The following is an 11,510-nucleotide window of genomic DNA, read 5'->3' on the forward strand; positions in this document are numbered from 1 at the left end:
GAGAGCTGGGTGTTCGTCGTCCCGGTGCCGTCAGCACGACACGTACCCAGCACTCAGCGGACGGGGACCGGTTCCGGGGCCGGGGTGCGGTAGCGGCGGAGCGGGGCGTTGCGCCAGGCGACCAGCCCGACGACGGCGCTCGCCGCCAGTCCGCCCACCGCCAGGGCGACCGGAGCGGACGTGAGCGACGCGAGCAGGCCGCCGCGGAAGTTGCCGACCTCCGGCCCCGCGACGCCCACGACGTGCTCGACCGACGACACGCGCCCGCGGAACTCGTCCGGCGTCTCGAGCTGGACGAGCGCGCCCCGGGTCACGACGCTCACCGTGTCGGCGGCGCCCGCGACGACGAGGCAGCCCAGCGCGAGCCACAGCGGGCCCGCGAGGCCGAACCCGGCGAGCGCGACACCCCACGTCGCCGCGGCGGCGAGCTGGAGCGCGCCGGCCCGCGGCGCCCGGGTCACCGCACCCGAGAACAGGCCCGCCCCGATCCCGCCCACCGCGACGGCCGAGAGGAACAGCCCGAGGGTGCGCGGGTCGCCGTCGAACCGGAGCTCGTTGACGAGCGGGAAGAGCGAGATCGGCATCGCGAGCACCGTCGCCGCGACGTCGGTCGCGAACGACCCGCGCAGGGTCGGCCGGCGCCACACGATCGACCACCCGCCGGCGGCGGCCCGACGGCGCGGCGCGCGTCCGGTCGGCGCGGCCGGCCCCGTCAGCGCGGTCGGCGCGGTCGGCACGGTCGGCACGGCCTGCTCCTCCCCCGCCGCACGGTCGTCGCCAGGTGCTCCGACGGGGATGACGGCGGCCACGGCGTCGGACGGTCCCGGCGGCGCCGCTGAAGGGCCGCCCGGCGGAAGCGGCGGGAGGCGCACGAGCCCGAGCAGGGCGACGACCGCCGCCACGGCCTGGAGCCCGTACGCCGCCGCGACGTCCCAGCGCGCGACCACCAGACCGGCGAGCGCCGGGCCGACCAGCATCGCGACCTGGAACGCGAGGTTCTGCAGGGCCAGCCCCGCGGCGACCTGGTCGGGCGGGAGCAGGCGCGGCGGCACCGTGCGCCGGGCCGGGGAGCCCAGCGCGTTGCACGCGGCGCCGAGGCTCACGAGGCCGAGGAGCAGCCACACGGACCGGTTGCCCGCGACGGCCTGCGCCACGAGCCCGACCGCGGCGAGCACCTGCCCGGCCGCGGCGAGCCGCATGATCGTCCGCCGGTCGTGGACGTCGGCCAGGTGACCGCCCACGAGCCCGAGCGTGAGGAGCGGGACGGCCGTGGCGAGACCGATCGTGCCCGTCCACAGCGGGCTGTGCGTGAGCTCCCAGACCTGGAGCAGCACCGCGACGCTCGCGACCTGGAACCCCAGCCCGCCGACGGCGGACCCGGCCCAGAGGTCGCGGTATGCGCGGCTGGAGCGCAGAGGACGGACGTCGAGGACGTGGTCGCGCACCTCAGCGATCCTCGGGCGGGGCGGCGTCGGTACCGGATCCCGCGGTTTCGGCGGCTCCCACCGGCAGGGGGTAGCCCGCCGCGTCGAGCCGATCCACGAGCCGCGCGCGCAGCGAGCGGCGGGCGAGGACGCGCTCCAGCTCGACCACGACGGCGCTCAACGCGTGCGGCAGCTCGTCGTCGATCTCGGCGACGGACTCCTCCGTCGCGCGCCACTCCGCCTCCAGGAGCGGGACGAGCGCGCGAGCCTTCTCGGTGAGCGCGACCCGGCGCGTCCGGGCGTCCAGGCCGGGCTCCGTCTCGACCAGTCCCTCGCGCCGCATGGCCGTGACGGTCTGGCTCATCGCCGAGTGCGTCCGCCCGAGCGACTCCGCGAGCTCACGGATGGTCAGGGGGCCGGTGTGCGCGAGCCGGATCAGCGGGTAGACGAACCGCGACCGCACGCCCTCGATGCCTCGGTCGGTGTAGACCGTGCCGATCTCGTCGTCGAGGCGTCGAAGCACGGCGTGCAGGGAGTCCCATCGGCCGGGGACCGTGGTCGGGTCCTGAGAAGTCATAGCACTGTTATAACAGCACTCATGCGATTGTGGGCACCTGTCCGAGGCGTCACTAGGTTGCCGCCCTAACTAGATAGCCGTACTGTCTAGTCATGAGGTTCGACGAGCGGCTCGACCGCGAGCTCCTGCGCGGCGTGCTCCCGCTGTGCGTGCTGGCGGTCGTCGCGACCCACGGCCCCACCTACGGCTACGCGATCACACGGTCCCTCGCCGACGCGGGCCTCGGCACCGTGAAGGGCGGCACGCTCTACCCGCTGCTGCAGCGCCTGGAGGACGACGGCCTCGTCGCGACCTCCTGGCACCAGGGCGAGCGCGGGCCGAGCCGTCGGTACTACGCCGTCACGGACCAGGGTCGCGCCGCGCTCGCCGACGCGACCTCCCGCTGGGACGCCGTGACGACCGCGGCGAGCACCCTCGTCGCGGGCCCTTCCGGCACGCCCTCGCCGGACGGCGCTCGCCCGGCCGCGAGCCTCGCCCCGCACGCGGGGGCGCGCCCGGACCCCGCTCCGGGCCCAGGACCCGTCCCGGAGCCGGGCGCGATCCCGGCAGACGCACCCCCTCCCGACCTCACCCCGAGAAGGACCCCCCGATGAGCGACACGACCCGCTACACGATCGAGCGCCGCCACGCGCCGCACGTCGACCCGCGCTGGGCCGAGGCGCTCCTGCTGGAGCTGCGGCTCCAGGGCGTCGCGGGAGCGCGCATCGGCGCGGTGCTTGCCGAGGTGGACGCGCACGTCGTCGACTCCGGCGAGACCGCGCAGGAGACGTTCGGCGATCCCGTGGCATACGCGCGCTCGCTCGACCTGCCCGAGGACCCCGCGCAGTCGAGCTCCTCGATCGGCCGCACGGTGGCCGCCTCCGCCGTGCAGACGGTCGGGATGCTCGGCGTGCTGTGGTCGCTGCGACCCGCGCTCGACGGCGGCACCCTCGTGGTCCCCGCCGGGATGCTGCTCGTCCTCGTGGCCGCGCTCGCGGGCTTCGTCGGGCTGTGGCGCGCCGGCGACCGGCTGCTGCGCGCCGCCCTCGCCCACCCCGTGCCGGCCGTCCTCGGGAACATGGTCGTGACGGGCGCCCTCGTGGCCGTCGCGGTCACGCTGCGCACCCCGGTCGCGACCCTCCCCGCGGTCCCGGTCCTGGTCGCGGCCGCCGTCGCGCTCGTCGTGGGGACCGTCTGGGGCCTGCGCGAGCAGGGCTCGGGAGACCCCGTCGTCGACCCGCTCGACGACGCGCCGCACGCCCGCACCGACCGCACCGGGCGCTGGGGCGTGCTGCTCCTGCCCGCCGTGACGGTCGTGCTCGGCACGATCGCGCTGCTGGCCCGCTGACCCGGGCGGGACCAAGGTCACGCACCCCGGCGTCCCGGTGGTGGTCCCCCGGGCCGCGTGCCACGGTGGGGAAGGCCGGCGGGCACCGGCCTCGCACGGCTGCGGCGCGCCCGACGGCGACCCACCGACTCCACAGGAGGCCACGATGTCCGAGGTTCCCGTCCGCACGCTCATCAGCCCGCTGCGCTACGTCCAGGCCCGCGGTGCGCTCACGCGGCTCAGCGAGTTCGTCCGACCGATCGGCACGAAGCCGCTGCTCGTCGCCGACGACGTCGTGTGGGGCATCGTCCAGGACACGGTCGCCGTGTCCTTCCAGGACCAGGACCTCCCCCGGCACCGCACCGGGTTCGGCACGTACGCCACCGCCGCGGAGGTCGACCGGCTCGCGCGCGAGATCGACGAGCTCGGCGCCGACGTGATCGTCGGCATCGGCGGCGGCTCGACGATCGACGCCGTGAAGGCCGCGGGCCACCTGCGTGGCATCCGCTGGGTCTCCGTGCCGACCGTCGCGTCCACCGACGCCCCCTGCTCCGCCCTGTCCGTCATCTACACCGAGGACGGCGCGTTCGAGGAGTACCGGTTCTTCCCGCACAACCCGGACCTCGTGCTCGTCGACACGGGCCTCGTCGCGAACGCGCCCGTGAAGTTCCTCGTCGCCGGCGTCGGCGACGCGCTCGCGACGTGGATCGAGGCGCGCGCCGTCGCCGAGGCGAACGCGTCGACCATGGCCGGCGGCCTCCCGCTCGTCACGGGCACGGCGCTCGCGCAGCTCTCGTGGGACATCCTCTGGGAGAACGCGCTGCCCGCGATCGACGCGGTGAAGGACCACCTCGTGACGCCCGCGGTCGAGAAGGTCGTCGAGGCGAACACGCTCCTGTCCGGGCTGGGCTTCGAGTCCGGCGGCCTCGCCGCCGCGCACGCGATCCACAACGGCCTCACCGCGGCGCCCCAGACGCACGGGCTCACGCACGGCCAGAAGGTGAACATCGGCTCCGTGACGCAGCTCGTGCTGGAGGGTGCACCGACCGAGGAGATCGAGGAGTTCGTGCGCTTCACGACGCGCGTCGGCCTGCCGAACACGCTCACCGAGATCGGACTGACCGCCGACGACGTGCACGACCTCACGCGCGTCGCGGAGGCCGCCACCGCGGAGGGCGAGACGATCCACGCCATGCCGTTCCCCGTGCGCGTGCCGGAGCTCGTCGACGCCCTGCGCTCCATCGAGGGCTTCTCCCGCCGCGTCCGCGCCGAGGCGGGCCTCCCCGAGCCGGTCGAGCACACCGCGCACTGACCGTTCCCACGGCCCCAGGCCCCCGTCGCCGGAGGGGCCCGGCCCGGGAGAGGACGACCAGACGGTACCGACCCCTCGACCAGGGGGATCTGGCGCGTCCGGCCGCCCGGACGCGCCACGATCACCTGGTCGGCCGACGGCCGCTACTTCTTGGCGGCCGGCTTCTTCGCGGGGGCCTTCTTCGCGGCCGGCTTGCGGGCCGTGGTGCGCTTCTTCGCCGGGCCCTGGGCGCGCTTCTCGGCGAGGAGCTCGATCGCGCGCTCGGGGGTGATCGACTCGGGCGTGACGTCGCGCGGGAGGGTGCGGTTGGTCTCGCCGTCGGTGACGTACGCGCCGAAGCGACCGTCCTTGACGACGATCGGCTTGCCGCTGTTCGGGTCGTCGCCGAGCTCGCGCAGGGGCGGGGTCGCGGCGCGCTGGCCACGGCCGCGCTTGGGCTGCTTGTAGAGCTCGATGGCCTCGTCGAGGGTGACGGTGAACATCGACTCCTCGTCGGGCAGCGAGCGCGAGTCGGTGCCCTTCTTGAGGTACGGGCCGTAGCGGCCGTTCTGCGCCGTGATCTCCTCGCCGGACTCGGGGTCGGTCCCGACGACGCGGGGCAGCGACAGCAGGCGCAGGGCGTCGTCGATCGTGATCGTGTCGAGCGACTGCGTCTTGAGCAGCGACGCCGTGCGGGGCTTGGGCTGTGCGGCCTTGGCCTTCTTCTGCGCGGCGGCGGACAGGCTCGTGTCGATCGGCGGGAGGTCGAGGACCTCGGTGACGTAGGGCCCGTAGCGTCCGGCCTTCGCGACGACCTCGTTGCCCGAGACGGGGTCGGTGCCCAGCACCTTGCCGTCGTCGGCGCCGGCCGCGAGCAGCTCGCGCGCCTTGGCGACGGTCAGCTCGTCGGGGGCGACGTCGTCGGGCACGGACGCGCGCGGCGGGTTCTCGCCCTCCTTGACGGGGACGGACAGGTCCTCCACGTACGGGCCGTAGCGCCCGACGCGGAGCTGGATGCCCTCGCCGATCGGGACCGAGTTGATGCCGCGGGCGTCGATGTCGCCGAGGTTCGCGACGAGGTCGCGCAGACCCTCGGCGTCCTCACCCTTCGCGGCGTCGCCGAAGTAGAACTCGGTGAGCCACGCGACGCGGTCACGGCGTCCGGCGGCGATCTCGTCGAGGTCGGCCTCCATGCGCGCCGTGAAGTCGTAGTCGACGAGCCGGTCGAAGTGCTCCTCGAGCAGCCGCACGACGGCGAACGCGAGCCAGCTCGGCACGAGCGCCTGCCCGCGCGAGAGCACGTACCCACGGTCCTGGATGGTCGAGATCGTCGACGCGTAGGTCGAGGGCCGCCCGATGCCGAGCTCCTCGAGCGCCTTGACCAGGCTCGCCTCGGTGTAGCGGGGCGGGGCCGACGTCGAGTGCCCGTCGGCCGTGAGGTCGTCGCCGCGCAGCGGGTCGCCCTCGGCCATCTGCGGCAGGCGCGCGTCGTCGTCGCCCTTGGCCCCGACGACGGGCGCGTCCTCCGCGTACCGGTCGACGTCGGAGCTCTCCTCGTACGCGGCGAGGAACCCGCGGAACGTGATGACGGTGCCGGACGCGGCGAAGACGGCGTCGCGGCCCGCGACGTCCCCCGCGGCCGCGGACAGCGTCGCGCCGAGGCGCACCGACGCCGTCGACCCCTTGGCGTCCGCCATCTGCGACGCGACGGTGCGCTTCCACACGAGCTCGTAGAGCTTGAACTGATCGTCGCTGAGCTCGCGCTTGACCTGCGCGGGCGTGCGGAACGAGTCGCCCGCGGGACGGATCGCCTCGTGCGCCTCCTGGGCGCCCTGGTTCTTCGCGGTGTAGACGCGCGGCTTCTCCGGGACGAACTCGGGACCGTAGAGCTCGGCCGCCTGGCGCCGGGCCGCGGTCGTGGCCTCGGCGGAGAGCGACGGCGAGTCCGTACGCATGTAGGTGATGTAGCCGTTCTCGTACAGCGACTGCGCCGTGCGCATCGCCTGGCGCGACGACATGCGCAGCTTGCGGCTCGCCTCCTGCTGGAGGGTCGACGTCGTGAACGGCGCCGCGGGGCGGCGCGTGTACGGCTTGGTGTCGAGCGACCGCACGGCGAACGCGGCGTCCGCGAGGCCCGCCACGACGGCGCGGGCGGTCGCCTCGTCCAGGTGCGCGACGTCGTCGCGCACCGCCGCGGCCTTCAGCTGACCGCGGTCGTCGAAGTCGCGGCCCGACGCGACGCGCGCGTCGCCGACCTGCACGAGCCGGGCGCCGAACGCCTTCCCGGCGTCGGCGGCGGACGCGTCCGCGTGCTCGAACGTCCCCGTGACGTCCCAGTACTCCGCGGCGACGAACGCCATGCGCTCGCGCTCCCGCTCGACCACGAGGCGCGTCGCGACCGACTGCACGCGCCCGGCCGAGAGCCCCTGCGCGATCTTGCGCCACAGCACCGGCGAGACCTCGTAGCCGTAGAGGCGGTCGAGGATGCGTCGCGTCTCCTGGGCGTCGACGAGGTGCTCGTCGAGGTCGCGCGTGTTCTGCAGCGCCCGCTGGATGGCCTCGCGCGTGATCTCGTGGAACACCATGCGCTTGACGGGGACCTTGGGCTTGAGCGCCTCGAGGAGGTGCCACGCGATGGCCTCGCCCTCGCGGTCCTCGTCGGTCGCGAGGTAGAGCTCGTCGGCGTCCTTGAGCGCGCGCTTGAGCTCCGCGACCTTCTTCTTCTTGTCCGCGTAGACCTCGTAGTACGGGTCGAAGCCGTGGTCGACGTCGACCGCGAACTTGCCGTACGGGCCCTTCTTCATGTCCGCGGGCAGCTCGGACGGCTGCGGCAGGTCGCGGATGTGCCCGACGCTCGCCTCGACCTCGTAGTCGTCGCCGAGGTAGCCCTGGATCTTGCGAGCCTTGGCGGGCGACTCGACGATCACGAGCTTGCGTGGCATCCGATCCTGCTTTCGTCCGTGCGTACGTGTCCGTGGCGGGCGCTCCCCGCCCGACGGCGGCCGGGCACCACCCGGGGCGCGTCCGGTGCGTCGTGGTGCCGCGAGGACGACCCTCCGGTCGTCCGCCGTGGCAGCCTACGACGTTACGCCAATCGCGCCAGCCGCACCCTACCGCCGAACCGGACGGGAGTCCGGACGGGCTGTGGACTGGCGGACGAGCAGCAGGACGGCGAACGCCGCGGCGGTCACCGCGAGCACTCCCGCCACCCCGCCGGCGTACGCGGTGACCTCCTGCGCGGCCGTCGTGTCCCACGTCGCGGGCGTCGCCCGCAGCGCGAGCGCCGCCGCCACGCCGGCCGCCGCGGCGCCGAGCAGGAGGAGGACGGCCATGACCGTCGAGCCCGGCGACGGGCCGGCGCCCGGGTCGAGGGCCGACCCCGGCGTGAAGGCGCACACGAGCGCCGCCCACGCGAGGACGACGAGGACCGCGGCGACGACGTCGCTCGGGCGGTGCCACTGCCCGACGAGCGTCGAGACCCCGGTCGCGGCCGTGTACGCGCCGCCGAGGACCGCCACGAGCGGACGGGCCGCGCGCGGCACCACGAGCAGCAGGGCGGCGGCGACCGATCCGGCGACGGTGGTGTGGCCGCTGGGCAGCGAGTTCTCCCAGTGCCAGCCGCCGATCAGCTCCTCGCGACCGAGGAGCGAGTGCTTGACGAGCTGCGTCGTCACGTTCGCGCCCACGACGAGGAACGCCACCTGCACGGCGAGGCCCCAGCGGCGGCGCAGGAGCGCGATGCCCATGGCCGCGCCGAGCCCGCCGACGACGAACGCGACCGAGACCGTGTCCAGGACCGGCTTGGCCACCGCCCAGAGCTCGCCCTGGCCGGCGACGGCGCCGTCGAACGCGGCCCGCTCGAGCATCTGCCCCGCGAACGTGTCGACGAAGAACCGCCACACGAGCCACGCGCCCGCGACGGCGAGCACCGCGACGACCGCGGCGACGACGCGCGACGCGGTGCTGGGCCCGTCCGCCTCGGCGGTCGGGAGGCGCCGGGGCGCCGGGTGCGGTGCCGGCTGCTGCGCCGGGTGCGGTACGGGCGGGTACGACGCCCCGGGCGGGTAGGGGGCGCCGGACGGGTAGGCGGCGACCGGAGGGGGCGGCGCCACCGGCGGGAACGGGGCGCCGGAGGGCGCGGGCGGCAGCACCGGCGGCGTCGCCGGGAGCGGTCGCGTGCCCGTCCCGCCGCTGGTCGGCAGCGGCCGGGTCGGGGCGTGGTCGGCTGGCATCCCTCCACCGTAGAGGACGCGTGTGTGCGTTCCGGGAAGACGACGGGAAGAGGCTCCGCGCGCTACTCCCCCGCGCTGGGCACGAGCCGGGAGAGGATCAGCGACGCGGCCGGGCTGGTCGGCTGCGGCGACGCGTACGGGTCGGCGTCCGACGGGAACCCGGTGTACGCGACGGTCGAGTACTGGGCGGCCGTCGGCCGGCCGAGGAGCGGGATCGCGGGGACCTGGTCCACGTAGACGTGCTGGATCGTGGCCAGCGCCGCCGCGCGTTCCGCCTCGTCGGTCGAGGACGCGTAGGTCTGGAACGCGGCGTCGGCCTCGGCGTCCTGGAACCGGCCGAAGTTCGCGCCGGCGGTGGTGCCGAGGGGACGCAGGTGGGCGCCGTTCATCTGGCTGGAGTACGTGTCCCAGGGCGTCGCGCCGCCGTCGGTCCAGTGCATCGAGGCCTGGAAGTCGCCCCTGCCGATCTCGTCGAACCAGTCGGCCTCGTCCTGCCCCTCGACCGTCGCGACGATGCCGAGGCGCGCGGCCGCCTCCTTGACCGCCTCGAGCTCCCACATGTAGTCGGTCCACCCCGAGGGGTTCGTCAGCGTGAACGTGACGGGCGTGCCGTCCTCGTCCTGCAGCACGCCGTCCACCAGCTCGTACCCGGCGTCCTCGAGGGTCGCGACGGCGCCGGGGACGTCGACCACGAGGCGCCGGTCGGCGAGGTCCGGGGCGAGGAACGTCTCGCCCGCGGGGAGCGGCAGCCCCGTCGCGCTGCGCAGCGGCGGCCAGACGCCCGACGTCGCGAGGTTCGAGATGTCGTCGCGGTCGAGCACGGCGTTCAGCGCGCGCCGTACGGCGACGTCGTCGAACGGCGGCACCTGCGTGTTGAGGAAGAGCGCGTCGATCGCCAGACCGGTGGGGGCGAACTGGTGGAGGTGGTCGGGGTCGGCGGCGACGTAGACCGTCCTGTACCCCGGGATGTACGCCCAGCCCCACTGCACCTCGCCGCTCACGTACGCCGCGGTGAGCGAGTCGTTGTCCGGGAACGCGACGTACCGCAGCTCGGGGACGGCGAGGGGCCCGCCCCAGTAGTCGTCCCGGGCGACGAGCGTGACGCCGTCGGGCGCGAACTCCTCCAGGACGTACGGGCCCGTGCCGACGGGGGCGAGATTCGGGTCCTCCAGGAGCGTCTCGGCGGGACGTGCGGCCCACACGTGCTCGGGCACGACGAACGTGTTGATCGCCTTCGTGCGGTTGACGTACTGGCCGCTCCCGAACGTCACGACGACGTCCCGCCCCTCGACGCGGACGTCCTCGTACGGGAGGAGGTCGGGGTTGAGCGCGGGGTCGTCCTTGCGGAGCCTGAACGTGAAGGCGACGTCGTCGGGCGTGAGGGGCTCGCCGTCGGACCAGAGCACGCCCTCGCGCACCGTGACCCGCAGCTCCGTGAAGCCCGCGTCCCAGGACCAGGCGCTCGCCAGCCAGGGGGTCGGGTCCTGGGCGGGGTCGACGAGGTTGACCTGCGCGAGCGGCTCGTAGAGGACGTTGGCGTACCCGAGCTTCTGCGCGGCGGACCCGCTGTCGAAGGGGTTGTGGTCCTCCCCCTCCACCGAGTTGGGCATCCCGATCGTCAGCACGCTGGAGACCGCCTCGGGCGTCGGCTCCTGGGCCGGGCCCAGGAGGCCGCACGCCGCGACGACGAGCGCGGCCGGGACGGTGACGGAGACGACGACGGCCGCACGACGCACCGCGGCGCGGACGGTACGGCGAGCGACGGGACGAGTGGTCACGCGGGGCTCCTCATCGAGTCCGTGGTCTGCGGCGACGTCGGGCGCTCCGTCGCTCTCGACGCCATTCCGGAGGCGATTCAACCACACATTACTAACTCGTCAGTAAGAGACAGCGGGTCACAGTATGGTTGCGGTCATGACCGACGCCACCCCCGCGCGGAGCGCCACCGATGCCGCCCCCGCACGGACGCCCCGCCCCCGCCGCACGCGCCCGGCGACGCTCGAGCGCCGCGAGGAGATCCTGCGCGCGGCGATGCGCGTGTTCGGGTCCAAGGGCTACCACCAGGGCTCGCTCGCCGAGGTCGCCGAGCAGGTCGGCATCACGCACGCCGGGGTGCTGCACCACTTCGGCTCCAAGGACCGCCTGCTCACCGAGGTGCTGGAGTTCCGGGACCGCGTCGACGTCGAGCACCTCGAGGGGCAGCACATCCCCGGCGGGCTCGACCTCTTCCGGCACCTCGTCAAGACCGCCGCGATCAACGCCGAGCGGCCCGGGATCGTCCAGGCCTACACCGTGCTCACGGGCGAGGCCGTCACCGACGGCCACCCGGCGAGCGCCTGGGTCACCGAGCGCTTCGCCGGGCTGCGCGCCGACATCGCGGGCGCGCTGCGCGAGGTGATCGAGGAGCGCCGCGCCGCGGGCGACACCGACACGGACTACGAGCTCACCGACGCCGCGCTCGACCTCGCCGCGTCCACGATCATCGGGGCGATGGACGGCCTCCAGACCCAGTGGCTCCTCGACCCCGACGCCGTGGACCTCGCCGAGGGCACCGCGTTCGCGATCGAGGCGATCCTCGCCTCCACCCTCGCCGGGGCCCGGCGTCCGCGCCCGCTCGGCTGACGCCCCGCCGTCGGGCCGCGCCCGACACAGGGATCCACGTCGGCGGACCAGGGCTCTG

Annotated in this window: 9 protein-coding genes; 4 read left to right on the forward strand and 5 right to left on the reverse strand. The window is 74.6% G+C overall.

Features of this window, described 5'->3' with window-relative positions; translation table 11 throughout:
• Positions 1 to 53: 53 nt before the first annotated feature.
• Positions 54 to 1,445: an MFS transporter gene (locus ACFC2L_RS01605; protein ID WP_375822482.1), complete on the reverse strand. Its 1,392-nt coding sequence runs from the start codon at positions 1,443 to 1,445 to the stop codon at positions 54 to 56.
• 1 nt (position 1,446) lies between these two features.
• Entirely contained in the window at positions 1,447 to 2,001 is a 555-nt protein-coding gene (locus tag ACFC2L_RS01610; protein WP_375822483.1) for a MarR family winged helix-turn-helix transcriptional regulator, read from the reverse strand.
• A 92-nt stretch (positions 2,002 to 2,093) separates the two neighbouring features.
• On the opposite strand from ACFC2L_RS01610, the gene ACFC2L_RS01615 reads away from it, so the two are divergent.
• The 3 genes from ACFC2L_RS01615 (at position 2,094) to ACFC2L_RS01625 (ending at position 4,619) form a co-directional block, all read left to right on the forward strand.
• The gene (locus ACFC2L_RS01615) at positions 2,094 to 2,594 is read left to right on the forward strand and encodes a PadR family transcriptional regulator (RefSeq protein ID WP_375822484.1); all 501 of its coding nucleotides are present in this window, start codon (positions 2,094 to 2,096) and stop codon (positions 2,592 to 2,594) included.
• Positions 2,591 to 3,328 (forward strand): hypothetical protein, encoded by a 738-nt coding sequence (locus tag ACFC2L_RS01620; RefSeq protein WP_375822485.1) that lies wholly within the window; start codon positions 2,591 to 2,593, stop codon positions 3,326 to 3,328. Before ACFC2L_RS01615 ends, ACFC2L_RS01620 begins: the two co-directional genes overlap by 4 nt.
• 145 nt (positions 3,329 to 3,473) lie before the next feature.
• On the forward strand, positions 3,474 to 4,619 hold the full coding sequence (locus ACFC2L_RS01625) for a glycerol dehydrogenase (RefSeq protein ID WP_375822486.1): 1,146 nt from the start codon (positions 3,474 to 3,476) through the stop codon (positions 4,617 to 4,619).
• 143 nt (positions 4,620 to 4,762) lie between these two features.
• Here the strand turns inward: ACFC2L_RS01625 and topA are convergent, their stop codons facing one another.
• The 3 genes from topA to ACFC2L_RS01640 all read right to left on the reverse strand — a co-directional run bounded on the left by topA (position 4,763) and on the right by ACFC2L_RS01640 (position 10,608).
• Positions 4,763 to 7,540 carry a type I DNA topoisomerase gene (topA, locus tag ACFC2L_RS01630; RefSeq protein WP_375822487.1) on the reverse strand — a complete coding sequence of 926 codons (2,778 nt, stop codon included), beginning with the start codon at positions 7,538 to 7,540 and terminating at the stop codon, positions 4,763 to 4,765.
• A gap of 168 nt (positions 7,541 to 7,708) precedes the next feature.
• A complete protein-coding gene (locus tag ACFC2L_RS01635) occupies positions 7,709 to 8,830 on the reverse strand; it encodes a phosphatase PAP2 family protein (protein WP_375822488.1) in 1,122 nt (373 codons plus the stop codon).
• A gap of 62 nt (positions 8,831 to 8,892) precedes the next feature.
• Entirely contained in the window at positions 8,893 to 10,608 is a 1,716-nt protein-coding gene (locus ACFC2L_RS01640; protein WP_375822489.1) for an ABC transporter substrate-binding protein, read from the reverse strand.
• 136 nt (positions 10,609 to 10,744) lie between these two features.
• Between ACFC2L_RS01640 and ACFC2L_RS01645 the strand changes: the two genes are divergently transcribed.
• A complete protein-coding gene (locus ACFC2L_RS01645) occupies positions 10,745 to 11,452 on the forward strand; it encodes a TetR/AcrR family transcriptional regulator (RefSeq protein ID WP_375822490.1) in 708 nt (235 codons plus the stop codon).
• Positions 11,453 to 11,510: the final 58 nt, after the last annotated feature.

The sequence above is a fragment of the Cellulosimicrobium sp. NPDC055967 genome (assembly GCF_042269845.1).
Classification (GTDB): Bacteria; Actinomycetota; Actinomycetes; order Actinomycetales; family Cellulomonadaceae; genus Cellulosimicrobium.